The 23,868-nt window shown below is 68.9% G+C and carries 25 protein-coding genes; 11 read left to right on the top strand and 14 right to left on the bottom strand.

The features are described 5' to 3' along the window. Both OXS49_RS12730 and OXS49_RS12725 read left to right on the top strand, forming a co-directional pair. The coding region (locus OXS49_RS12730; RefSeq protein ID WP_346016944.1) for a hypothetical protein at positions 1 to 279 on the top strand (279 nt) is incomplete at its 5' end. A gap of 355 nt (positions 280 to 634) precedes the next feature. After that, positions 635 to 1,315, top strand: a complete 681-nt coding sequence (locus OXS49_RS12725) for a VOC family protein (protein WP_267424591.1) — start codon at positions 635 to 637, stop codon at positions 1,313 to 1,315. Between the two features lie 26 nt (positions 1,316 to 1,341). On the opposite strand, the gene OXS49_RS12720 is transcribed toward OXS49_RS12725, so the two are convergent. Next, entirely contained in the window at positions 1,342 to 1,965 is a 624-nt protein-coding gene (locus OXS49_RS12720) for a ribonuclease D (protein ID WP_267424590.1), read from the bottom strand. Positions 1,966 to 2,041: 76 nt separating this feature from the next. Here OXS49_RS12720 and OXS49_RS12715 point away from each other — a divergent pair, with 76 nt between their 5' ends. Next, on the top strand, positions 2,042 to 2,470 hold the full coding sequence (locus OXS49_RS12715) for a cupin domain-containing protein (RefSeq protein ID WP_244007212.1): 429 nt from the start codon (positions 2,042 to 2,044) through the stop codon (positions 2,468 to 2,470). Here the strand turns inward: OXS49_RS12715 and OXS49_RS12710 are convergent. The 5 genes from OXS49_RS12710 to OXS49_RS12690 all read right to left on the bottom strand — a co-directional run bounded on the left by OXS49_RS12710 (position 2,467) and on the right by OXS49_RS12690 (position 7,141). Beyond that, positions 2,467 to 3,348 carry an EamA family transporter gene (locus OXS49_RS12710; RefSeq protein ID WP_267424589.1) on the bottom strand — a complete coding sequence of 294 codons (882 nt, stop codon included), beginning with the start codon at positions 3,346 to 3,348 and terminating at the stop codon, positions 2,467 to 2,469. The genes OXS49_RS12715 and OXS49_RS12710 overlap by 4 nt on opposite strands. Positions 3,349 to 3,861: 513 nt before the next feature. Continuing rightward, positions 3,862 to 4,101, bottom strand: coding sequence for a hypothetical protein (locus tag OXS49_RS12705; RefSeq protein WP_267424588.1), 240 nt, complete (start codon positions 4,099 to 4,101; stop codon positions 3,862 to 3,864). Positions 4,102 to 4,122: 21 nt separating this feature from the next. Continuing rightward, a complete protein-coding gene (locus OXS49_RS12700; RefSeq protein WP_244007206.1) occupies positions 4,123 to 4,542 on the bottom strand; it encodes a hypothetical protein in 420 nt (139 codons plus the stop codon). Between the two features lie 570 nt (positions 4,543 to 5,112). After that, complete coding sequence (phbB, locus tag OXS49_RS12695; protein WP_244007204.1) at positions 5,113 to 5,841, bottom strand: acetoacetyl-CoA reductase; 729 nt, start codon at positions 5,839 to 5,841, stop codon at positions 5,113 to 5,115. 115 nt (positions 5,842 to 5,956) lie between these two features. Beyond that, on the bottom strand, positions 5,957 to 7,141 hold the full coding sequence (locus tag OXS49_RS12690) for an acetyl-CoA C-acetyltransferase (protein ID WP_244007202.1): 1,185 nt from the start codon (positions 7,139 to 7,141) through the stop codon (positions 5,957 to 5,959). A 318-nt stretch (positions 7,142 to 7,459) separates the two neighbouring features. Between OXS49_RS12690 and phaR the strand changes: the two genes are divergently transcribed. Together phaR and OXS49_RS12680 are read left to right on the top strand one after the other, a co-directional pair. Beyond that, positions 7,460 to 8,047, top strand: coding sequence for a polyhydroxyalkanoate synthesis repressor PhaR (phaR, locus tag OXS49_RS12685; protein WP_244007200.1), 588 nt, complete (start codon positions 7,460 to 7,462; stop codon positions 8,045 to 8,047). Between the two features lie 95 nt (positions 8,048 to 8,142). After that, a complete protein-coding gene (locus OXS49_RS12680) occupies positions 8,143 to 8,457 on the top strand; it encodes a hypothetical protein (RefSeq protein ID WP_267424587.1) in 315 nt (104 codons plus the stop codon). Positions 8,458 to 8,473: 16 nt separating this feature from the next. Here OXS49_RS12680 and rpmF read toward each other — a convergent pair whose 3' ends face one another. Next, positions 8,474 to 8,662: a 50S ribosomal protein L32 gene (gene rpmF, locus OXS49_RS12675; protein WP_003601373.1), complete on the bottom strand. Its 189-nt coding sequence runs from the start codon at positions 8,660 to 8,662 to the stop codon at positions 8,474 to 8,476. 310 nt (positions 8,663 to 8,972) lie between these two features. Between rpmF and OXS49_RS12670 the strand changes: the two genes are divergently transcribed. Beyond that, on the top strand, positions 8,973 to 9,338 hold the full coding sequence (locus OXS49_RS12670) for a helix-hairpin-helix domain-containing protein (protein WP_244007195.1): 366 nt from the start codon (positions 8,973 to 8,975) through the stop codon (positions 9,336 to 9,338). A gap of 106 nt (positions 9,339 to 9,444) precedes the next feature. Here OXS49_RS12670 and OXS49_RS12665 read toward each other — a convergent pair whose 3' ends face one another. Together OXS49_RS12665 and OXS49_RS12660 are read right to left on the bottom strand one after the other, a co-directional pair. Further along, entirely contained in the window at positions 9,445 to 10,116 is a 672-nt protein-coding gene (locus OXS49_RS12665) for a hypothetical protein (protein WP_244007192.1), read from the bottom strand. Beyond that, positions 10,113 to 10,430, bottom strand: coding sequence for a hypothetical protein (locus OXS49_RS12660; protein ID WP_267424510.1), 318 nt, complete (start codon positions 10,428 to 10,430; stop codon positions 10,113 to 10,115). Before OXS49_RS12660 ends, OXS49_RS12665 begins: the two co-directional genes overlap by 4 nt. A gap of 117 nt (positions 10,431 to 10,547) precedes the next feature. On the opposite strand from OXS49_RS12660, the gene OXS49_RS12655 reads away from it, so the two are divergent. After that, entirely contained in the window at positions 10,548 to 13,427 is a 2,880-nt protein-coding gene (locus OXS49_RS12655; protein ID WP_267424509.1) for a phosphoenolpyruvate carboxylase, read from the top strand. Between the two features lie 283 nt (positions 13,428 to 13,710). Here OXS49_RS12655 and OXS49_RS12650 read toward each other — a convergent pair whose 3' ends face one another. From OXS49_RS12650 to OXS49_RS12635, 4 genes are all read right to left on the bottom strand, one after another. Further along, positions 13,711 to 15,423, bottom strand: a complete 1,713-nt coding sequence (locus tag OXS49_RS12650; protein ID WP_267424508.1) for an ATP-binding protein — start codon at positions 15,421 to 15,423, stop codon at positions 13,711 to 13,713. Beyond that, entirely contained in the window at positions 15,420 to 16,937 is a 1,518-nt protein-coding gene (locus OXS49_RS12645; RefSeq protein WP_267424507.1) for an ATPase domain-containing protein, read from the bottom strand. Before OXS49_RS12645 ends, OXS49_RS12650 begins: the two co-directional genes overlap by 4 nt. A 272-nt stretch (positions 16,938 to 17,209) precedes the next feature. Continuing rightward, positions 17,210 to 17,659, bottom strand: a complete 450-nt coding sequence (locus OXS49_RS12640) for an NfeD family protein (protein ID WP_244007182.1) — start codon at positions 17,657 to 17,659, stop codon at positions 17,210 to 17,212. A gap of 3 nt (positions 17,660 to 17,662) precedes the next feature. Continuing rightward, positions 17,663 to 18,637, bottom strand: coding sequence for an SPFH domain-containing protein (locus tag OXS49_RS12635; protein ID WP_267424506.1), 975 nt, complete (start codon positions 18,635 to 18,637; stop codon positions 17,663 to 17,665). Between the two features lie 297 nt (positions 18,638 to 18,934). Between OXS49_RS12635 and OXS49_RS12630 the strand changes: the two genes are divergently transcribed. From OXS49_RS12630 to OXS49_RS12620, 3 genes are read left to right on the top strand one after another with little or no spacing between them, the layout of a single operon-like run. Then, a complete protein-coding gene (locus OXS49_RS12630) occupies positions 18,935 to 20,029 on the top strand; it encodes a glycosyltransferase (protein ID WP_267424505.1) in 1,095 nt (364 codons plus the stop codon). 1 nt (position 20,030) lies between these two features. After that, entirely contained in the window at positions 20,031 to 21,110 is a 1,080-nt protein-coding gene (locus OXS49_RS12625) for a glycosyltransferase family 2 protein (protein WP_267424504.1), read from the top strand. Then, positions 21,107 to 22,150, top strand: a complete 1,044-nt coding sequence (locus OXS49_RS12620; RefSeq protein WP_244007174.1) for a glycosyltransferase — start codon at positions 21,107 to 21,109, stop codon at positions 22,148 to 22,150. Before OXS49_RS12625 ends, OXS49_RS12620 begins: the two co-directional genes overlap by 4 nt. Positions 22,151 to 22,210: 60 nt before the next feature. Here the strand turns inward: OXS49_RS12620 and OXS49_RS12615 are convergent, their stop codons facing one another. Next, positions 22,211 to 22,393, bottom strand: a complete 183-nt coding sequence (locus tag OXS49_RS12615) for a hypothetical protein (protein WP_244007172.1) — start codon at positions 22,391 to 22,393, stop codon at positions 22,211 to 22,213. Between the two features lie 176 nt (positions 22,394 to 22,569). Between OXS49_RS12615 and OXS49_RS12610 the strand changes: the two genes are divergently transcribed. Continuing rightward, positions 22,570 to 23,865: an efflux RND transporter periplasmic adaptor subunit gene (locus OXS49_RS12610; protein WP_267424503.1), complete on the top strand. Its 1,296-nt coding sequence runs from the start codon at positions 22,570 to 22,572 to the stop codon at positions 23,863 to 23,865. The last annotated feature ends 3 nt before the right edge of the window (positions 23,866 to 23,868 follow it).

Below are 23,868 nucleotides of genomic sequence, written 5' to 3'. Positions count from 1 at the left end.
CCATGGGTTCTGATCAATGAGGGTTGGTATAACTCGCTTGTCAACGCCACCATTGATGAGAATAAATCAGAGGTTGATCTTGTTGCGTCTGGATCGAGCGAAGGCGTTTTTATTAAAAAGCAGTTCAGTTATAAGACAGGTAGAGAGGCATACAGCAATAATGATGGCGTTGTGTATGTGCGAGATACCTACGGTGTTGGCGTTTATTTGAGACACGACCCGAGTTCGTCGCGCGGATTTCGCGTCCGGACAGCATATCCGCGAACTGAAGGAGACTGATATGCAAAAACCGCCTGAATTCAAAAAATTTTCACTCCAGTTTTACTCTGGCATATTGGAAGATGTTGAAAATTAAGAAGAATTAATTGATAGTGTTTTATCCCCATTTTCGGATCCACAACAACGAGCACGACTACGTTCATATCTTGATGCCATAACTCGGGATGATATAGACGACCAAGAATTGCAGGCTATCTGGTGGTCATCTTCCGCAGACACGGTGTTTCGCGACAGCTATGTTCTACGTCAGCTTTTAAAAATGGCACGAGACCGAATTTAATCTTATTTCAATAGTTAGCCCGCGCCAAAATGATGACCTGGCCCGATGACGCTTCAGAATTAGGGGCATACTAAGATGTCGATCGAGCCAAATGTCATCGCCCCATCCTTCCGCTGTGATGCTTACCTCGACCACCTCGTCGTCGTCGCGCCAGATCTTGCGGAAGGTGTCGCGCATATTCGCGACTGCCTCGGCCTTACCATGCCCGAGGGCGGCCGCCACCGCGAGATGGGCACCCGCAATCACCTGCTACGCCTCGGCGAAGCGATGTTCCTGGAGGTGATCGCCGTCGATCCCGAAGCGCCTGCCCCACCCCACGCCCGCTGGTTCGGACTGAGCGACCCGGCACGCGTGCGGGCGGACTGGGAATCAGGCCGACGGCTGCGCGGCTTTGTCGCCCGCACGGACGATCTCGACGGCGTGCTCGCCGCTGATCCGAACCTTCTCGGGCAGGCTGCCACGATGACCCGTGGCGGCCTTTCGTGGCGCTTCGGCGTCCGCCCGGACGGGGCCTGGCCGGCGGACGGCGCAGCGCCGTACGTGCTGGATTGGGGACCGCGCGGCAGCCCAGCCCGGACGATGCCGGATCTCGGAGCCCGGCTCGATGCGCTTGTCCTTACGCATCCGGATCCAGACGCCGCGCGACAGCTTCATACTGCGCTCGGGCTGGCGGAGCCTCCGGAAATCGTACAGGGCGACGGCCCACGCTGGACCGCCCGGATCACGACGCCGTCCGGCTCCAGCACGCTGACCTGACGGGCCAGCAGCCCGACTCCGTAGCCTCAGCTATGCGAAAAGATATCCACCTCGGGCCAGCCGTCGAGGTCGAGGCGGGCGCGGGTCGGCAGGAAGGCGAAACAGGCGGCGGCGAGGTCGGTCCGGCCTTCCCGAGCTAGCATCGCGTCGAGCCGGTCGCGGGCCGTGTGAAGGTGGAGCACGTCCGAGGCCGCGTAATCGAGCTGCGCCTGTGACAGAGTCTCGGCGCCCCAATCCGAGGATTGCTGCTGCTTCGACAGGTCGACGCCCACGAGTTCGCGCACCACGTCCTTGAGCCCGTGGCGGTCGGTATAGGTGCGGGCGAGCTTCGAGGCGATCTTGGTGCAGTAGACCGGCTGCGGCATCACCCCGAGGGCCTTGTAGAGCGCGGCGACGTCGAACCGCGCGAAGTGGAAGATCTTCAGCACACCCGGATCCGCCAGAACGCGCTTGAGCACCACGGGCTCCGGGCCGCTCTGCGGGATCTGCACCACGTCGGCGGTGCCGTCTCCAGTGGAGATCTGCACCACGCAGAGCCGGTCGCGATGGGGATTGAGCCCCAGCGTCTCGGTGTCGATGGCGACCGCCCGGCCCGCATCGTAATCGGCGGGCAGGTCACCGCGGTGGAGGCGTACGGTCGGGCTCGGCATCAATCTCGGACCTTGCGGGTTTCCGGCCGGTAGCATCGGTGCCAAGTGTCAGCAAGTAAGCGACGAGGAGACGGGCATGACGGCGGCGGAGGTGATCGCGACCCTGGGGCTGAAGCCGCACCCGGAGGGCGGCCACTACCGCGAGACCTTTCGCGATCCGCACACCGTCAATGGACGCTCGGTCGGCACGGCGATCTATTTCCTGCTCGATGTCGGCGAGGTCTCGGCCTGGCACCGGGTCGACGCCGCCGAGATCTGGCACTGGCACGCCGGGGCGCCGCTGGTGATCACCACGAGCCCGAACGGGCACGATGCCGAGGCTCGGCATCTCGGGCCGGACCTCGCCGCCGGCCAGCGCCCGCAATGCGTGGTCCCGGCGGGCCATTGGCAGACCGCCACCAGCCTCGGCGCCTGGACGCTGGTGGGCTGCACGGTCTCGCCGGGCTTCGAGTTTTCGGGATTCGAGATGGCGCCGCCGGATTGGCGGCCGACGCCGCGGGGTTAGGTCTGTTTCGGCGTAGCCCGGGAAGCCCGCACCGCCGTCAGCGCGCCGGCCACGATCAGCAGGCAGGCGAGCGCCAGGGCTGGCCCCGGGCTGGCATAGCCCGTGACCACAAGGACCAGCGTCGAGAGAACCGGCGCCGCGTAGGCCGTGACGCCGAGCAGCCGGACGTCGCCGCGCTTGCAGCCGATATCCCAGAGATAGAAGGCGGCCCCGACCGGTCCCAGCCCGAGCAGCAGCACCGTGCCCCACTGGATCGCGTCGGCCGGCCAGATCGTCGTCTCGAAGACGAGGTGGCAAACGAGGCTGAGCGCGGCCGTCGCGAGGCAGAAGCCCGCAACCGCATCGGTCGGCACCTGTCCAACCCTTGCCGAGAGAACCGAATAGCCGGCCCATACGAAGGCTGCCGCGAAGGAGGCCGCGTAGCCGGGCAGCGCCCCGGCGGGGAAGTCGAGATCGCCCCGTCCGGCGAACAGGGCCGCAACGCCGGCGAGACCCAGGAGCGCACCGGCGAGGTGGCCCGGACGCAGCCCCTCGGATCCCGGCAGGCGGGCGGAGAACAGCACGATCAGCAGCGGCCAGAGATAGTTGATCAGTCCGGCCTCGGCCGGCGGCGCGAGGCGCAGGGCGCTGAAGTAGAGGGCGTGATAACCGAACAATCCCCCGACCCCGAGCAGCCAGACCGGCCAGGGTTGGAGCAGCGCGCGGGCGCGGGCCGGACGCGCGATCCAGACGGCACAGCCGCACAGGCCGCCGAGCAGAAACGTGATGGCGGCGAGCTGGAACGGGGGCACGGCGCCCAACGCCGCCGTAAACAAGGCGAGGAGCGACCAGAGCGCGATCGCGCCGAAGCCCGCCAGGGTCGCGGCGGAGCGGCTCATTGGGCGGGACGTTATCGGCACGGATCCACTCATGACCGGCCGCTACCATGCGGGGCTCTGAGTCGGCGAGCGGGCCACGTCGCTATCACCGCCCAGGACCTGTACCCGCGCGGGCCGTGCGCGCTCGGCTCGGCCTGATCGCGTGGCGCCTGCAGCGCTCCCGCCCGCTGAAGGATGGCGGCTACGATCATCGATCGCTCGAGCCGGTCGTGACCGGGGACGGCGCCATCCTCCGACTGCCGTGCGGGCAGGTCGGCGTCACGGACGTCTTCTCCGGACTGCCCACGACGACTGTCTCGGCCGACTGCGTCGGCACGCCGTCAGTGCGGCTCAGTCGGCCCACAGGGCCACCAGGGAGAAAAAGCCGGCCATCAGGACGTTGACGACGAGGATGCCGGCGATGATCAGGGCGAGCGTCATGGTGGCCTCCGAAGCGGGGCAATCGGGCGGGACATGTGGATTCGAGCGCGGCCCGGTCTTCTGGGACCCCCGCCGCGGGGGTCGGTGGCCGCTTCAGTGTGGGTTGATCACCCGCATGAGATCGGCGAGGTAATCGACGTTCAGCGGCGTCCAGCCGAGCCGGCGCCGGATCAGGCTGTAGACCGTGCAGAGCACGGCAACCGAGCCGATGACGGCCAGCGTGAACCAGTGTATGTCGCCGGTGCCGAAGCCGACCGCGACGCCGATCAGGGCCGTCGTCACGAAGATGATCCGGCTCGGGTTGGCCGGGCCGCGCGGCGTCACGTCAGACATGGCAACCTCCCTCGATCCGGATCAGCGGGCGCGGCAGTTGGGGCCGTACCAAGTCATGGTCCGGTGATCCATGCCGCCGTCATACGATGCGCCACAGACGGGAAAGCGCGTGTCGCCGGTCCGCTGGAGACTCATCGCCTTGTAGAGGTCACGCTGGGCCTCGCGGCGTCGGCTTTGCTCGGCGCGCTGGGCCTGCCAGTACCGGTTGGTGGCGGCCTCCGCGGCCGCGCGGTCCTGATGGAGGCCCATCATGCACTCCGCGAACGCGTCGGTGCCGGGCTCGAAGCCGAAGCCGAAGCATTGGTTCTGATCCATCGCGTGCCGCTCCTGCGGCGTGACGCAGGCGGCGAGCCCCAGGGTGCAGGCGGCGGCCAGCGCGATCTTTGCGGCGGTCGGGAGCCGCCAAGCGTGCCGGCCGCCCGTTTCACCGCCGCACTGCACAGACGTAACTTCGTTCTCGAAAACAGACTGAACGGAGAATTTACCGTAAAATCGTTGCGTCATCACCCACGCGGCCCCGTTTTACTATCGGCGCGGACATCCGCGGCGCGATGGAACGAGACCTATACCGGCGCGTCCGGTTTGTTCGTGCCCCAGAGCACGTGAACAATCTGTTCCCGGACAACCCGCCCTGCGCATCCGCCTGATATGCAGATGACTGTGAGACCGAGACGCAACGGTAATCACGGAAGCTGGCGCGTTACCAGTTTATATAAATTTTTACCGAACAGATAAGCGGCTCTTAGGGTTGTTGCGCCGATAGATACTATACTGGTAGCATAAACACACGAGATATACCGACGAGCCCAAGTTCAGACATGACGACATGCGCATCGCAACCGCAGGCGAACGCACACGGTCAGCCCATTCGAGGGGGCTTTGGCCGGAAGGCGGGGGACGGATACGAAGCGAACGGGCTTCGGCGCCTTTTGGGGCCGGCCGTCGCGCATAGCCTGGCGAAGCTTCGCCGGAAGCGGGCGCGCCGGCGTGAAGCGGCGCGCCCGGGTACGATCAGACGAAGTGCTGACCGCCGTTGATGGTCAGCGTCGAGCCGTTCACGAAGCCGGCCTCGTCGCTCGCCAGATACTCGACCGCATGCGCGATCTCGTCGGCCTCGCCGAGACGGCCGGTGGGGATCGTGGAGATGATCTTGTTGCGGATCTCCTCCGCCACAGCCATCACCATCTCGGTGGCGATATAGCCCGGCGCCACCACGTTGACGGTGATGCCCTTGGACGCGCTTTCCTGCGCGAGCGCCTTGGCGAAGCCGATCACGCCGGCCTTGGCAGCCGAGTAGTTGGCCTGGCCAGCCTGGCCCTTCTGACCGTTGATCGACGAGATGATGATGATGCGGCCGAAGTTGCGGCTGCGCATGCCCTCGATCAGCGGGCGCGTGCAGGTGAACATCGAGTCGAGGTTGGTCTTGATGACCTGCTGCCACTTCTCGAAGGTCATCTTGTGGAAGGCGCCGTCCCGGGTGATGCCGGCGTTGTTGACGAGGATGTCGATCGGGCCGACCTCGGCCTCGATCGCCTTGATCCCGGCCTCGCAGCTTGCGAGATCACCCACGTCGAACTTGAAGACCGGGATACCGGTCTCGGCTTTGAAGGCGTTGGCGGCTTCGTCGTTGCCGGCGTAATTGGCGGCGACCTTGTAGCCTTTGTCCTTCAGCCGCTTCGAGATCGCCGCGCCGATACCGCGGGTGCCGCCTGTGACGAGGGCGACGCGTCCTTGAGTCATTCTTGTTTCCTCCTGTTCGCATCTCGTGATGCCGCGTGCGGATGGCGTCCGCACGCGAATTTTTGTGATCTTGGCTTTAAGTCTTAGTTGTCGAGAAACCGCCGTTACAGAGCGATCAGGTCCGCTCGACGCACATCGCCACGCCCATGCCGCCGCCGATGCACAGGGTGGCGAGGCCCTTCTTGGCGTCGCGCCGCTTCATCTCGTGCAGCAGCGTGACGAGGACGCGGGCTCCCGAGGCACCGATCGGGTGGCCGATGGCGATGGCGCCGCCATTGACGTTCACCTTCGCGTCGTCCCAGCCCATGTCCTTGTTCACCGCGAGCGCCTGGGCCGCGAAAGCCTCGTTGGCCTCGATCAGGTCGAGGTCGGACGGCTTCCAGCCGGCCTTCTCCAGGGCCTTGCGGGAGGCCGGGATCGGGCCGGTGCCCATCACCTTCGGATCGACGCCCGCCGTCGCCCAGGACTTGATCCGGGCGAGCGGGGTGAGGCCGCGGCGCTCGGCCTCCGAGGCCGACATCAGCACGAGGGCCGCCGCGCCGTCGTTGAGGCCGGACGCGTTGGCGGCCGTCACCGTACCCTCCTTGGAGAAGGCGGGCTTCAGCTTGGCCATCGCCTCCACGGTGGCCCCCTCGCGGATGTACTCGTCGGCATCGACGATCGTGTCGCCCTTCCGGCCCGGCACGGTCACGGGGACGATCTCGTCCTTGAAGCGGCCTTCCTTGCGGGCCGCCTCGGCCTTGTTCTGCGAGCGGGTCGCGAACTGGTCCTGCTGCTCGCGGGTGAGCTGGAAGGCCTGGGCGACGTTCTCGGCGGTCTGGCCCATGTGGTAGCCGTTGAAGGCGTCCCAGAGGCCGTCCTTGATCATGGTGTCGATGAGCTTCACGTCGCCCATCTTCTGGCCGGCCCGCAGGTACTGCGCGTGGGGCGAGAGCGACATCGATTCCTGGCCACCGGCCACGATGATCTTGGCATCGCCGTTGGCGATCTGCTGCATGCCGATAGCGACCGTGCGCAGGCCCGATCCGCAAACCTGATTGAGGCCCCAGGCGGTTGCCGCTTCGGGGATGCCGGCCTTGATGGCGGCTTGGCGCGCCGGGTTCTGGCCGGCGCCGGCGGTGAGCACCTGACCGAAGATCACCTCGTCGACCTCATCGGGCGAAACCTTGGCGCGCTCGAGGGCGGCCTTGATTGCGGTCGCACCGAGCTCGTGAGCCGGCACTGCCCCGAAGGCGCCGCCGAACGAGCCGACGGGCGTGCGCGCCGCCCCGACGATGACGATCTCTTCGCTGGCTGCCATGTTGCGTTCTCCTCTCGCGAGCCGGCGCGCCTTCCGGGGCGCGCTCTGTGCTGGCACTGGGATGAAGGGCGTGACATCGGCGAAGTCAAGATTGCGCATCGGACCTTGAAATGATGCCGATGTCGCGTCCGCGAGACTGAAATGTCGCTTGGCCGCGGCGAGGCCTGCATTATTCTGCGTTGAACAGATGCAGTTTGCTGTTTTCTGCGCCGGGGGAAGGCTTTAAGGATCGTGCTGCGGGCGCGAAGATGATCCCGCAGGGCCGCATCGCGCGGACCCTCAAGTCCCGAGGTCGCAAGTCGAGAAAGGCCGTTCCCGATGGCGGATACCGTCAAGGCCACACAGACCGTCATCAAAAAGTATGCGAACCGGCGCCTCTACCACACCGGCACCTCGACCTACGTGACGCTGGAGGACCTCTCCACGATGGTCCAGAACGGCGAAGACTTCATCGTGTATGACGCCCGCACCGGCGACGACATCACCCGCTCCGTGCTCACGCAGATCATCTTCGAGCAGGAGAACAAGGCCGGCGCCGAGAACCTGCTGCCGGTGGCGTTCCTGCGCCAGCTGATCCGCTTCTATGGCGACAGCATGCGCACCATGGTACCGAGCTTCCTGGAATTCTCCATGGCGAATTTCGCCAAGGACCAGGACGGGCTGCGCGAAAAATTCGCGCACAGCTTCGGCCCGGCCGCGTTCCAGAACGCGATCGAGCAGTCGGTTCGCACCAATATGAACTTCTTCGGCGACGCCATGAAGATGTTCACGGGCTTCGCACCACCCGGCGGGGCACAGCCGGCTCCGTCGACCGCTCCTGCGCCCTACGGTGGCGGCGAGCTCGACGACCTGAAGCGGCAGATGCTGGAGATGCAGCAGCGCCTGGAGGCGTTGGCGAAGAAATAATCGCTCGCCCGGCGCGGCCGAATAGAAGTTGACGAACTCTTAATATCGGTATCACCCTTGCGACACCGGCATGGAAACGTGCGGAGCGTGTCGCGATGGTGCGAGTCGAAACAGGCAATCGTCTCGGCCCGGCACAGGTCAGGGCTGTGCGGGCAGCGCCCGGCGCCACGGAGGGTGTCAGGGCTGAGACCGCGCGCCCGGTCGGACGCTCGCTCGTCGTCATCGATGGGGGACGCCCGGAGGGGCGTGAGCGGGCCGTGCCGGCGGAGCGCGCGGCCCTGGGTCAGTCCCGTGCCGGCTTCATCACGCAGCTGCTGACGGCCGATGACCCGACGCTACGTCCGTCGCGCCTGGAACGGACCCGGGTAGCTGCGGCGTGTTACGCGGAGGCCGCGCGGCGCCTCGCCTGAGGCGCCGCGAGAGATCTCAAGCCTCGGCGGACTTCACCTTGAGAACCTGACGGCCGCGGTACATGCCGGTCTTCAGGTCGATGTGGTGCGGACGGCGCAGCTCGCCCGAATCCTTGTCCTCGACATAGGTCGGCGCCTTGAGGGCGTCGGCCGAGCGGCGCATGCCGCGGCGGGAGGGAGAGGTCTTTCGCTTCGGGACGGCCATGTGTGATCCTTCGTGACGCCGCGGACAAAGCGGCGCCCGGGCGGCTCCCCAATCGAGGATCGCCACGCGCACCGCGGGATACGGATGAGGGCGCGCTTATAGCTGGGGCGTCAGCCCGTGGCTAGAGCATCGTCCCGAAAGGTGGTGTCCGGTTCCCGGAAAACGACGATGCGGATCAAAAGGCCGTTATCCCGACCGGACTTCCGAACCGGGATGCGGGACACAACCGTTAAGCGCGGGTTCAAATGCGACGGCGCAGATCTGCGCTGCCGGTGCCGCGCAGCGGGCCGTGACTTTTCGGGAGAACGCCATGGCTTCCTCCACCAAGACCCTCGCACTGCTCGCCCTCCTCTCGAGCCTCGTGGCCGGACCCGTCCTGGCCCAGACCCCCGCTCCGCAGGCGCCCGCCACGGCGGCTCCGACCGTCCCTGCCCGGCCCACGGCGCCGAGCGCTCCGGTCGCCGGCTCGCCGAACGCCGCGAAGACGGCCTTGATCGACCTCAACAGTGCCAGCACCGAGGAACTCGATGCCCTGCCCGGCATTGGCGCGGCCCGCGCGGCCGCGATCATCAAGGGCCGTCCCTATCGGGGCAAGGACGATCTCGTCACGAAGAAGATCGTCCCGAAGAACGTCTATGACGGCATCAAGGACAAGGTCATCGCCAAGCAGAAGTAGCCAGCTCCGGCCGTGCCCGATCGCGTAGCAATCGCGCACGGCGCCGAGCCTTTGATGTGACGCGCGCTCTGACGCCGAACCGGTAACGACTTCGGCGAAGAACGCTTTACTCGGCGATTGCCCCCTGGGGCATGGAAAAGCCCGGGGGCGTCTTCTCGGCCGCCGCTTTGGGCGGCGCGCGCTTCGCGGGGGCCTTCTTCCGGGCCTCTGCCTTCGGCGGAGCCTTCACGGCGGGCGGCGTCTCACAGGCGCGGAACGTGAGCTGCGCCAAAGGGGCACCCTCCTCGCTGACGATCGTCATCGAATCGGGCAGGTTCGGCAGGGTCGGCTGCCACTTGATCGGACCACCCAGCATCGCCTCGATCGCCGCCGGGGCGCTCCCCCGCCGCAACGCCGTAAAATCCGGGCCATACGCGGTGGCGACCTTCCCGGCGATCACGACCAGCAGCACCTCGTTCACCTCGGGCGTCAGCGGCCTCAACGGGTTGGTGGTCTGGACCTGCCCGGCCCGGGCGACCACCATCTTGAAGGCCTTGCCGTTCTCGAAACGCGCCGCGCTGGCCCCGCAGGGCTGCCCGGGCGGGAGGCCGGGCGACGGTGTCGGTTCGTTCGAGGCCGGGGCCGCAGGCGCTTGAACGGGCGGCACCTGGATCGTCGGCGCCTGAGCAGGCGCAGCCGGGACTTGCTGCGCCGGCGCGGCCCAAGCCGCAGGTCCGATCGACAGGGGAAGCGACACGGCAAGCAACAGGGCGGTGCCCCTACGGGTCGGCGACGTCATCGGCTGGATTCCGGAGAATCGCGCCGGGCCGGTTGGGCGCGCCCTGGTCTGGTCAGGGCTCTGATCGGTTCCAATTCGAACGCCTCCAAATCGAGCACGTGCGGATCGGGCAGCCTCTGATCGAGGACCTGCGCCGTCCGATCGATCGGAGTGCTGCGCGGGCCGACCGCGCCGAGGAACAGGTCTTCATCCTCCGAATCAAGCTCGGAGTGCATGCGCAGGGGTTCGCGCCGGCCCCGGGCCGCCATCGCGGCGACGGCTACGATGGCGGCGACGAAGATCAGTATCGCCAGGATGATGATCAGGCGCTCCATGAGGCCGGCAGCTCTAACCCGGTCACTCGGCCGCCGCCAGCCCGGGCTACGCGGAACGCTCCTTGCGTGGCCGATCGCACCGGGTCAATGCGGACTGACCGGAGCCGGAACCGATCGATGCAGCACGAGCCGAGCCGCAAGCCCGAGGATCTTGAGGATCACCTCCTCGGACTGATCGAGGCCGCCCGGGACCAAGCGCGGGAGGATCCGTTCCGCAATCCCGTCCTGGCCGTGACCCTGGCGATCACCCGTCGGTTCGACCGGGGCGAGATCTCGGCGGACGATCTCGGCCCCCTGTTCGCCCGGCTGCGCGCGGAATCCCTGACGGCGCGAGCGGCGCGGCTGCGCAGCTATGTCGGGCTCGCGACCGGGCCCGTCGACCCGGCGGCCGCGGTCCCGGCCCGCCTGGTGACGGCGGCGGCTGACGGTCACGACGGCTTCGACCGCTTCGCGGCCTTCATCCATCGCACCGCTTTCGCGGTTGTGTTCACGGCGCACCCGACCTTCGGCATGCCGCGGGTCGTGGCGAACCTTCTCGCCGAGGCCGCCAGCCTGCCCGACGCGGCCGCCGGTGCCGCGCTGATCGAGCGTGCCGCCGCCCTCTCCACCCGGCCCGACGCGCCCATCACTTTGGATGTGGAGTTCGAGCAGGCCTGCGCGGCGGCCAATAACGGGCGTCTGGCGCTCGACGCCTTCAACGGCGCCCTCCTCGACGCCGCCCGCGCCCGCTGGCCGGAGCGCTGGACCGAGCTGACGCCCCGCCCGTTCGCGATCGCGAGTTGGGTCGGCTGCGACACCGACGGGCGCACCGATATCGGCTGGTGGGACACCCTGCGCTACCGGCTGATCTCGAAGCGCATGCAGTTCGACCGGGTCATGCGCGAGCTCCCCGGGACCGCCGGCTGCCGCACGGTTCGGGCGCTCGCCGAGGACGCGCTGGCGGCGGTGAACCGCCAGCTCGCGGTGGCGCCGCGGCTCGGCGAAAAGCCCTCCCTCGAATCCGTGCACCGCTTCGCTTTGGCGTTGATCATCGAGCGCGAGCGCGCCCAGACCGATGCGGGCGCCCTGGTGGCGGGCCTCACGGCGGCGCTGGAGACCGCCGACGACGCGGCCGACAAGCGCCGGATCGCCATCCTGCGCGCCGGCGTCGCGACGCACGGGCTCTCGAACGCCCTGCCGCACTTCCGGCTCAACGCCAGCCAGATCCACAACGCGGTGCGCCGGGTGATCGACCTCGAAGGCGAGCCCGCCGACGCGGCCCGCCGCCGCTCGCACCTCGCGACCATCCACGCGCTCCTGAACGATGTGCGGCCGGTGGCGGTGGATTTCGGCGCGCTCGCCGCCGAGCGGGCCTCGGCCGCCCGGCTGATGATGACGATCGCGCAGATCCTGAAGCACGTCGACGGCACCCATCCGGTGCGCTTCCTCATCGCCGAGACCGAGACCGGCTACACGCTGCTCGCCGCCCTGTGGCTCGCGCGCCACTACGGCATCGCCGACAAGCTCGAGATCACGCCGCTGTTCGAGACGGCGAGCGCCCTGGAGCAGGGCATCCGGGTGCTCGACGATGCGCTGCGCAATCCGCACTGGCGCCAGTATCTCAAGCGCATCGGCCGGCTGACCGTGCAGTTCGGGTACTCGGATTCGGGGCGCTACGTCGGCCAGCTCGCCGCCACCTTCTGGATCGAGCGGCTGCGCCTGCGCATCACCGAGATGCTGGTTCAGAACGGCCTCGCCGATATCGAGCTCGCGATCTTCGACACGCACGGCGAATCGATCGGGCGCGGCGCCCATCCGACCTCCCTGCGCGACCGCCTCGCCTATCTCGCACCCGAGGATGCCCGGGATCGCGCCCGCAAGGCCGGCATCAAGGTCCGGCTCGAATCGAGCTTCCAGGGTACCGACGGCTACCTGCTCTTCGGGACTGAGGCTCTGGCCGAGGCCAGCGTCGCGCGCATCGCCGAGCACGTCTACGCCCTCGACATCGCGGAGGACGATTCCTTCGCGGATTACGCCCTCGGCGACGAGGATGCGGGGGCGGACGCGAAGGACGACCCGATCTATTCCGAGCCCGACTTCGCCCTCGAATTCTTCACCGCGGCCCGCCAGGACATGGAGGCGCTGGTGGACGATCCGGGCTACGCGGCGCTGCTCGGCACCTTCGGCCCGAGCCTGATCGACCGCACCGGCTCGCGTCCGGTGGCGCGCCAGAGCGACAATGGCGGCCCGGCCCGCATCACCCACCCACGCCAGATGCGGGCGATTCCCAACAACGCGATCCTGCACCAGCTCGGCTTCCTGGCGAACGCCCTCCACGGGATCGGCCGGGCCGCCCAGCGTGGACCCGACCTGTTCCGCGACCTGCGCCGCGACTCGGTGCGCTTCTCCCGGGCCTTCCGGCTCGTGCAGCACGCCGCCTCGGTGGGCGATCTCGACGTGATGCGCGCTTATATCGACACCCTCGACCCGGCCGTGTGGCTGGAGCGGGCGCGGCGCACACAGAAGGATTTCCGCCGGGACGAGCTGGTGGTGATCGCGGGCGCCCTGGAACGGCTCGATCTCGCCTCCGCGCTGCGCAGCCTGTTCGGGCGCCTGACCCGCGACTGGCTGGACCTGACGGCGGCGGCACCGGACCTGCCCGTCATGTCGGCGCGGCTGACACTGCTCCACGCCCTGCGGCTGGCGCTGATCCACCGGATCTGGTTCCTCGCGGTCCACATCCCGGGCTTCCGGCCGCAGGCGGGCATCTCCCGCGAGCAGCTGCTGGAGCGCTTCCTGCGCCTCGACATCGACGGCTGCCTGAAGCTCCTCGACGAGATCTTCCCGGTCACGCCGGATCCGACGCTGGGTCTGAACTTCGGCGAACCGGCGGGCCCGCGGGATGTCGGCACCTATGAGGCCGAGCACGCCAACCTGTTCCAGCCGATCCGCCGGATGTTCGATCAGGTGCGGGAGATCTCAGGCATGATCCAGCACGAGGTGGGGGCGTTCGGGTAGGTCCGAGCGGGTGACAGGCCGATCGCCGGGGCCGGGCCGGCGATCGTAAACCTGGGCGCTTCAGCAATGCCGCACGCAGGCCCCGGCGTCTGGTCGAGGTCCCGCGCCATCAGTTCTGGTCTGGAGGCGGCTTTGGGCGGTTTGCTGCCGGTCCGCTGATGGACCGCGAAGCATGATCGCAGACGTCGTCTTCACGTCCGCCTACGACGGGTCTCAGACGGCGCGTTGCTTACGGTGCGAGGTCGGCGGCCTCGGAGGAGGCGGCGCTCGGCGGATGCCGGCATCACCAGCGGCGAGGCTGGGCGGGTCGGTTACGGGTTGCTGGCGATTTTGCGTCGGGCTGACTGCCGATCCGGCGCAGCACGCGACAGAGCTGCTCCGCCGAGTAGGGCTTGTGCAGCAACTCGAAGCCATGGCTGCCCTCCTCGGCCAGAACGTGGCTGTACCCGGAGGTGAGCACGACCGGCAGGTGCGGCAGGCGGCTGCGCAGCACCTCCGCCAACGCGATCCCGCCCATGCCGGGCATCACCACATCCGAGAACACGGCATCGAACCCGTCGCCGTCTGCCCCAAGACGGTCCAGCGCCGCCTCGGCGTTGGCCGCCCATTCGGTCGCGTAGCCGAGATCGTGCAGGATCTGGGTGGCAAAGCGGCCAACCTCGACGTTGTCCTCGACCACCAGGATGCGTCGGCCCGCCCCATCGATCGAGGCGTCGAGGATCTGCGGCTCGCGGGTCGGCTGGGCCGGCGCGGCGACCTGGGGCAGGTACAGCGTGAAGGTGGTGCCTGTCCCCAACGCACTCACCACGTCGATGTCGCCGCCGGATTGCTTGGCGAACCCGAACACCTGGGACAGGCCCAGCCCGGTTCCCTTTCCGACCTCCTTGGTCGTGAAGAACGGCTCGAAGATCCGGTCGATCTGCTCCGCCGGGATGCCCATACCGGTGTCGGTAAGCGACACCGCGGTGAAGTGACTGCGCGAGCCGGCATGGCCGCGGATCCCCGGCATCGGCGCGTCGCAAGCCAACCGCAGCGTCAGGGACCCCTCGCCATCCATCGCGTCGCGGGCATTGACGGCCATGTTCACCAGCGCCGTCTCGAACTGGCTACGGTCGCAGTGGATGAAGCACGTGCCTTCGGGCAGATCGACGGCGACGTGGATGCGGGACCCGGTGATGGTGTCGAGCATATCGGCGACGCCGCGTAGGCAGTCACCGACCTCGAAGGTCTCGGGCTTGAGCGCCTGCCGCCGGGCGAAGGCGAGGAGCTGACCGGTGAGCTTGGCCGCGCGATCCACGGTGTCGGAAACCGCGTCCATGTAGCGTCGGCGCCGATCCTCGGCGAGATCCGGACGACGCAGGAAGTCCACCGACGAGCGGATGATGGTGAGCAGGTTGTTGAAATCGTGCGCCACGCCGCCGGTGAGCTGGCCGACGGCTTCCATCTTCTGGGACTGCCGCAGGGCCTCTTCGGCGATCGCGCGCTCGTCAACCGCCTCGGCGATCCGGCTCTCCAGCGTCGCGTTCAGCTCGCGCAACTGCGTTTCGCGCGTGTGCAGCTCGTCGAGCCGCCCCCGTGCCTCGTACTGGCGCCTCCGGCCGCGCAGGGCGGTCGCTGCGACGCTGATCAGTGTCGTCGGATGGAACGGCCGCTCCAGGAAGCTGACGTTGCCGAGGATGCGCGACAACCGGGTCGCGGTCGGGTTCCGGTCCACACCACCCTGACGGGTGAGCATGATGAACGGCATGTCCGACCATGCCGGCTGCCCGGAGATCCAATGGTCGAGCCCGGTGAGGTCGGCGGTCCGGACCGCCTCCTCGGTGATCAGCACCGCCCCGGCGGTCTCGCCGAGCGCGTGCACCAGTTCGGGTAGGCCGGGGACGATCACCGCGGTGAGGCCAGCCCCTTCGAGCAGCGCCTGGGCCAGTTTAGCGTCACGTCCGTGCGGTGCCAGGATGAGAATGTGCTCGGATGATGCCTCGTGCGGCGGCGTCACGACAGGTCGCTGCCGTGCAGCTCCGTGTCACCATCGCGCTGGATCAACTCCGGCGTGCCGCGCAGGACACCTTGAAAACCCTGCAGCGGCTCGCCGACCTGCAGGCCGGTGCTGGTGATGCGGTACTCGCGGATCGTGTCCTCGTGCGCGCCGGTGCGCTTCTTCACCACCGAGATCGCGCGGCGAACCGTCCCGACGGCCTCGAAGTAGCGCAACAGCACGACGGTGTCGGCGAGGTAGGTGATGTCGACCGGGCTCTTCATATCGCCGACCAGCCCGTGCTGGGCGACCGTCAGGAAGGTCGTGGCACCCTGGCGGTTGAGGTACTGCAGCAACTCGTGGACGTGCAGGATCGGCACGCCCTCGCCGAGCATCGCAGCCCGGTAGCCGTTGAGGCTATCGATCACCACGGTCTTGGCCTGCGCTTCGTCGACCTGCCGACGCACGAGGTGGGCAAACTCGCCCGGCGACAGCTCGGCGGCGTCGACCTGCTCGATCGTCAGCAGACCCTGGTCACGCAGGCCGGCGAGATCGAAGCCCATCGCCTTGGTGCGCTCCAGCAAAAGCCCGAGTTCCTCGTCGAACACGAACATCGCCGCCTTCTCGCCCCGTGCGGCCGCGGCGGCGACGTACTGGACCGTGAGCAGGGATTTACCCGCGCCGGCCGGCCCGAGCAGCAGGGTGCTCGACCCGGTCTCGACGCCGCCGCCAAGGAGGGCGTCGAGTTCGGGGATGCCGCTGCGCACCGTATCGCGGGCGAACGTGGTCTTGTGCTCCAGGGCGATGAGGCGCGGAAAAACCTCCACGCCGCCGGTGGCGATGTTGAAATCGTGGTAGCCGCCGCGGAAGCGTTGCCCGCGGTACTTCATCACCCGAAGCCGCCGGCGCTCGGCGCCGTAATCGGGCGCCAGCTCCTCCAGGCGGATCACCGCGTGGGCGACGCTGTGCACGGTTTTGTCCAGTGCATCCGCGGTGAGGTCGTCGAGCAGCAGCATGGTCGTGTTTTGTTTGGCGAAGTAGTGCTTCAGCGCCAGGATCTGCCGTCGGTAACGCAACGAGCTACCGGCGAGCAGGCGGATCTCGGACAGGCTGTCGAGCACGACGCGGGCGGGCTTCACCGCATCGACCTGCTCGAAGACTGCCCGTGTCGCCTCGCCGAGTTCGAGATCCGAGGCGTACAGCAGGGTCTGCTGCTGCTCGGCATCGAGCAGGCTCTCGGGCGGGATCAGCTCATAGATCGTGACCGCGTCGGGCAAGCTCCAGCCGTGCGAGTGGGCGGTCTCGTGCAGCTCGTCGGTCGTCTCGGACAGGCTGATGTACAGGCCGCGCTCGCCCCGACGGGCACCCTCCAGCAGAAACCCCAAAGCGATCGTGGTCTTGCCGGTGCCGGGGTTGCCCTCCAGCAGGTACAGGCGGTTCCGCGCGAGGCCACCCCCGATCACGTCGTCGAGGCCGGTGATACCGAACCTCGCCTTGTCCACGGACACGGCCTTCTGATCGGCATCAGCGGACATGGACGGTCAGCTCTTTCATCAGGGCGGGCGGCAGCTCGGAACGACCTTCGCCATGAAGGCACCAAGCCGGATTTTCCGGCCTGGATCACCAACGCAGATCAGTATGCTGCCTCAGCGTCAGCGGACCATGTGATCGTCCACCGTAGCGGTTACACCCCCCGACCTGATGTTGACGAGAGGTGGACGAGCGGCCGCTTTGGGCAGGCGCTGACACCGGTCCGAGCGGGCGGGCTGGGTCGGAAGCAGTCCCCGCCAGCAGCGCCCAGCGCTCCTCAACCCGCCTCCACCCGCAACACCGTGCCCGACAGCCCCACCACCCGCACGCGCCGGCCCACCGGCAGATCCGGCCCTTCGATCCGCCACAGCGTGTCGTCGAAGCGGATGCGCCCCGCCCCCTGCACGATTGGTTCGGCCAGCACGCCCTCGCGCCCGATCAGGCCGCGGTCGGCGCGGTTCAGGACCGCATCGTGCGGTCCGGCCCGGCGGTGCAGGCGGGTGGCCAGCGCGACCAGGGCGACGGCCAGGGCTGAGAACAGCAGGGTCTGGCCCTGCCAGGGGATCGGGATCACCATGGTCGCGAGTCCGGTCGCCAAAGCCGCCAGGCCGAGCCAGATCAGGAACACACCCGGCACCAGGATCTCGGCACCCGCCAGCACCAGACCGGCGATCACCCAGCTCCAGGCCGGCCCGAGCGCCGCGACGACCGCCAGGGGATCGACCACGGCTCAGGTCCGCGGCGCGACGTTGGGCGGGGTCCCCGCCCGCCGCTGTGGCGTTCCCTCGCCGAACACCGCGCGGGTGAGCTCGCCGATGCCGCCGAGCGTGCCGGCCAAAGCCGCCGCCTCGATCGGCACCACCACGACCCGCTGATTCGGCGCGGTGGCGAGCGCCCGCACCGCGTCGACATACTTCTCGGCCACCAGAAAATTCGCCGCCGCGATGTCGCCCTCGGCGATGGCCCGGCTGACCAGATTGGTCGCCTGCGCCTCGGCCTCCGCGGAGCGCTCGCGCGCCTCGGCGTCGCGGAACGCGGCCTCCTTGCGGCCCTCCGATTCGAGGATCGCGGATTGCTTGCGCCCCTCCGCCCGCAGGATCTCGGCGGCGCGCTGGCCCTCGGCCTCCAGGATCGAGGCCCGCTTCTCGCGCTCGGCCTTCATCTGACGGGCCATCGCCCCCGCGAGGTCCGGCGGAAGCAGGATGTCCTTGATCTCGATCCGGCTGATCTTCACGCCCCAGGGCGCGGCGGCGGCATCCATCACCCGCAGCAGCCGCTCGTTGATCTCGTCGCGGTGGGCGAGGAGCTGATCGAGATCCATGCCGCCGACCACCGTGCGGATGTTGGTCATGGTCAGGGTGGTGGCCGCGAGGTCGAGATTCGAGACCTCGTAGGAGGCGCGGGCCGCGTCGAGCACCTGGTAGAACACGACCGCGTCGATCGTCACCCCGGCATTGTCGCGCGTGAAGGCCTGCTGGCTCGGCACGTCGATCACCTGCTCCATCACGTTGACCCGGCGGCCGACGCGCTCGACAAACGGGATGATCAGCGCAAGGCCGGCCCCGAGGGTGCGGGCGTAGCGCCCGAATCGCTCCACCGTGAAGACATAGCCCTGCGGCACGATCTTCACCCCGGCCGCGAGGGTGAGGATCACCAGAGCCGCGGCACCGACCGCGAACACGCTCAGCCCGAACGGAAGATTCATCGCTCGCCCCTCCCCAACCCTGCAGATCCGGCCGCCGGCATCGCCGCGATGCCGGCTCACGCCCGCGTCGGACGATTGGTTCGGATGAACCGGTATCACAACGGCTTGATCATCTTTGGTTCAGGCCACCGCGCTTAGGAAGGTTGGCAGCGTCGCCCCCGTCGTCGCCTCGGCCCGTCGATGCAACGCTTGCTGAAGAAACCTGCGACATGATAGCCGCAGCCGCGAAGCGGAAATTAGTCCTTCCAGTTCGTGGTGATCGGTAGATATCCCTACCCTATCAGAGTTGGTGCGCGCGTGAAGATTGCTGTCCTCGCACATCTCAAATACCCGATCGGCCAACCCTATGCCGGCGGTCTGGAGATGCACACGCACCTGCTGACCGTCGCGCTGAAGCGGCTCGGACACGATGTGACCCTGTTCGCCAGCCGCGGTTCGGACCCGGCCCTCGACCCGGTGATGCTCTGCGATCCCACCGGGGACGCGCTTCTGGACCCCGAGCGCGAGGCGGCGATCGACCGCGCCGAGCACGACGCCTACCGGCGGATGATGGACATGGTCGCGGCCGGCGGGTTCGACCTCGTGCACAACAATGCCCTGCACGCCCTCCCCCTGCAGGAGAGCGCCCGGCTCGGCCTGCCCTGGGTGACGGTGCTGCACACGCCGCCCTTCGAGGCCCTGGTGCGCGGCATCGTGCAGGCCGATCCCGACATGGCGTTCCTGGCGGTCTCGCCGTCCCTGGCCCAGGAATGGGCCACGCTCGTCCCCGACGCGCAGGTGGTCGATAACGGGGTCGATCTCTCGAACTTCGCCTTCAACGCGGCGGCCGACGCGTCGCCCTACGCCTTCTGGTCGGGCCGGATCGTGCCCGAGAAGGGGCTCCACCTCGCCATCGACGCCGCGCGGGCGGCCGGCCTGCCGCTGGTCTTCGCGGGGCCGAAACTCAACCCGGCCTATTGGGACGCCCAGATCGCGCCGCGGCTCGGGCCGGACCTGACGCATCTCGGCCATCTCGCGCACCGGGATCTGGCGCATCATCTCGGCCGCGCCCGGGTGGCGATCGTGTCGCCGCGCTGGGAGGAGCCGTTCGGCCTCGTGGTGGCGGAGGCGCTGGCCTGCGGCACGCCGGTGGCCGCCTTCCGCCGGGGCGCGATGCCCGACATCCTCGATGCGCAATGCGGCCGGCTGGCCGATCCGGACGACGCGCAGGCGCTCTCGGTGGCGATCCGGGAGGCCGCGTGCCTGTCGCGGCGCGCCTGCCGGGACCGGGCCGAGGCGCTCTACGACGCCTCCGCCATGACCGCGCGCTATCTCGATGCCTACGAGGCCGTCATGGCACGCTGCGCCGAGCGGGCCCAACCGGCCCTGCGCGTCGCGGGCGGGCGAGGCTGAGATGCGCGGCCGGCCCGATCTCTCCCGCTGCGTCGTCTGCATCCCGGCTCGGAACGAGGCGGAGCGCCTGCCGCTCCTGCTCGCGTCGCTCGACGGTCAGGCCGGGCTGGCGACGCGGCTGCGCGTCGTCATTCTGGCCAACAATTGCACGGATGGGACAATCGCGGCTCTCCGGGCCGGGCAGGCCTCGGGCGCCTGGGCGGCGCTGGAGATCCGGCTGATCGAGGCGGTTCTCTCCGGGGCGGACGCCCATGTCGGCACCGCGCGGCGCATGGCACTCGAGACGGGCGCGGACTGGCTCACCGACGATGGCGTCCGGGACGGGGTTCTGCTCACCACCGACGCGGATGCCCGCCTGCCGGCCGACTGGGTCGTGGCGAACCTGCGGGCGCTCGAGCACGCGGACGTCGTCGGCGGCCGCCTCGTGATCGACGAAGACGGCGATGCGGATTCCCGGCTCGCCGATCTCCACGCCCGGATCGAGCGCTACTGGTCCGGGGTCCGGCGCCTGGAGGATCTGCTCGATCCGCCGCCCTACGACCCCGCCCCGCGCCACGGCGACCATACCGGTGCGAGCCTCGCCGTCCCGGTGGCGCTCTATCGCGCGGTCGGCGGTCTGCCGCCGCTCCCCTGCGGCGAGGACAACGCGCTTGTCGGGCTGCTGCGTGCCCACGGGGCCCGCCTGCGCCACTGCCCGGACGTGCGCGTGCTGGTCTCGGCCCGGCACCAGGGCCGGGTCTCAGGCGGGATGGCCACCGAGATGGCGCGCCGCGCCCGCGTGCTCGCCGGCGAGGCCTATCGGCTGCCGGAGGCCGCCCACTGGCAGGCGCTGATCCTGCGCCGGGCGGCCCTGCGCCGGGCCTTCCACCTCCAGCCCCCGGCCCGCGCCGCCGCCTGCGCGCGCCTCGGCCTCGGCACCGACGACCTCGCGGCAATCGGCCCCTGCCCCAACGACATCGCCTTCGTCGAGCGCACCGACCGGATCCTCGAATCGCGCAGCCCGCCGGCGCGGGACTGTCCCCTCGACCGGGCGCTCGCCGACCTCGACGCCCTGGCCCTGTCGCTGAAGGACGCCGCGTGACCCGCGGCATCGGCTGGTACGTCCACCATCAGGGCGCCGGCCATCTCCAGCGAGCCCGGGCCGTGGCCGCCGCACTGCCCCGACCCTGCACGATCCTCGGCACCCTGACCGGCTTCGACACCGCCGGGCTCGACAGCCTCGACCTGCCCGACGACCGCCCGCTCGGCGACGCGGCCTTCGAAGGCCGGGACGGCGCCGCCGAACGGCCGGAGGCATTCCATTACGCACCCCTGAACCATCCCGGACTCCGGGCCCGCATGGCGCGGATCGCCGAATGGGCGGCGCGAACCGACCCGGCGCTCCTCGTGGTCGACGTCTCGGTGGAGGTCGCGCTGTTCGCGCGCCTGCTCTCGGTCCCGACGCTGGTGGTGCGACTCGCCGGCACCCGGACCGACCAGCCACATCTTGAAGCGTTTCGGAGTGCGAACCGGCTGCTCGCACCGTTTCCCGAGGCGCTGGACGGCGCGGGCGTGCCCGACTGGGTCCGCGCCAAGACGGACTATGCGGGTTTCCTCGGCGGACCGGCCCAGGCCACCTTCGAGGCGAGCCGCGACATCGTGGTGGTGTTCGGGCGCGGTGGCGCGGGAGGCGACCTGCCCGCCCTCGCTGCGGCGGCGCGGTCCGTGCCCGACCGATCCTGGCACGTCCTCGGACCGGTCTCGGGCACCGGCCCGACCCCCGACAACCTGCACCTGCACGGCTGGGTCTCGGACGTCGAGCACTGGATCGCCCGAGCGGACCTGCTGGTCGGCGGCGGCGGCGACGGCGTCGTGGCCCTCGCGGCGGCCCATGCCCGACGTTTCCTCTGCCTGCCGGAGACGCGGGCCTACGGCGAGCAGACCGAAAAGGCCGCCGCCCTAGCCCGGCTCGGTGCCGCCATCGTGCACGAGGGCTGGCCGCCGGCCCCGGCATGGCCGGATCTGATCCAGGCGGGGCTCGCCCTGGATCCGACGATGATCGGCCGGTTGCATGCCCCGTCCGCTGTGGCCGACTGTGCCGCGGCGATCGACGCGCTGGCTGCGTCGTTCGAGCGCGCATGAAAAAGGCGCCTGCCGGATCGGCAGACGCCTGCTCGGCGCGACGGACCTCGGTGCCGGATCTTACGAGATCAGGTCGAGCTTGGACGCCTCGATCCCATCGGCCCGAATCGTGTCCGGAACCGCCGAGAAATCCCGATATCCGGCCTCACGCGCCATGGCGTCGAGGGCGGTCTGCTCGTCGTTGGCAGCGCCGGTCCAGAGCACCGCGCCGCTCTTCGTCTGCTTGATCTGAAAGATGCTCATCGAACCTTCTCCGGCGACGAGAGAACCAGTGTGGAGACAACGCCGCGGTTCGCGGCAGGTTGCAGGCAATGCGTTGGAAAAGCGGTCGGCCTCGTCGCTCCAGCTCATGCGGCGCGTGGTCCGGCGACGGCCTCGTGGGCTGGCGCTATACTCGACTGCATAGAAGACCCTGCGCCATGAAATCGCCGACCTACTCAGCGAGGGAGCTGCGTAACCAATCGAGCGCCGACCGTGAGGCCCCCGTCGTGACATCTTTCCGTTGGCGTGCGCATCGCCTCGGCCTCCTGTGCGGGCTCGCGGTTCTCGCCGCGGCACCGGTTCTGGCCGTCGAGAGCGCCGCCGTTCCAGATGCCGCCGCCATTGCCCCCGCGGTCACCGTCGTTCCGGCCGAGAGCCGCGAGATCGTCGAGCGGGCGATCGTCACCGGCACGCTCGTGCCCCGGGACGAGATCCTGGTCTCCCCCGAGGTCGAGGGGCTGCGCATCACCGAATTGCTTGTCGAGGAGGGCGACCGCGTCACCAAGGGTCAGGTGCTTGCCCGGTTGTCCCTGGAGATGCTCGCGACCCAGGAAGCCTCGAACGCGGCGGCGATCGCCCGGGCCCAGGCGGCGATCGTCCAGGCTCAGAGCCAGATCGTCCAGGCGGAGGCCGCCAACGTCGAGGCCAAGCAGGCCTTGGAACGGTCCCAGTCGCTCGCCAAGACCGGCAACGCCACCGCGGCCGTGCTGGAGCAGCGCGTCTCGGCGGCACAGGGAGCGGAGGGCCGCCTCGCCGCCGCCAAGGGCGGGCTGCAATCGGCCCAGGCCGACCTCGCCACCGCCCGGGCCGCCGGCTCAGAGATCGCTCTGCGGCGTGCCCGCGCCGATATCCGGGCCCCGGAGGCCGGGATCGTCAACCGTCGCACCGCCCGGATCGGCGCCACCGCCACCGCCGTCGGCGAGCCCCTGTTCCGGCTGATTGCCCGCGGCGAGATCGAACTGGAGGGCGAGGTGCCCGAAACCTCGCTGGCGCGAATCCAGGTCGGCAACCCAGCGAGCCTCGATCTGGATGACGGCCGGCATCTCCAGGGCAAGGTGCGCCGCGTCTACCCGGAGGTCGACCGCGCGACCCGCCTCGGCAAGGTCCGCATCCGCCTCGGCGACGATCCGGCCCTGCGCATCGGTGCGTTTGCCCGCGGCAGCGTGGAGGTGGCGCGCCGCACGGGTATCGCGGTCCCGGTCTCCAGCCTGCTCTACGCGGCTGACGGCCGGGCCAGCGTGCTGGTGGTGAAGGACGGCCGCGTCGAGGCGCGGACGGTTACCCCGGGCCTGTCGGCGGACGGGTTCACGGAACTCCGCTCGGGCGTCGCCGCGGGCGAGAGCGTGGTGGCCCGCGCCGGCAGCTTCCTGCGCGACGGCGACCGGGTGCGCGCCGTTCCGTCGCCGAGCAATACCCCCATGGCCGCCCCGATGGCCGACGCGGACCCGCGGTAGGAC

Origin of the sequence: Methylobacterium sp. GC_Met_2 (genome assembly GCF_026540795.1) — a bacterium.
In the GTDB taxonomy this organism is placed as follows: Bacteria; Pseudomonadota; Alphaproteobacteria; order Rhizobiales; family Beijerinckiaceae; genus Methylobacterium.
Note: the sequence above shows the minus strand (reverse complement) of the source record. Positions and strands in the feature narration are given on the sequence as shown.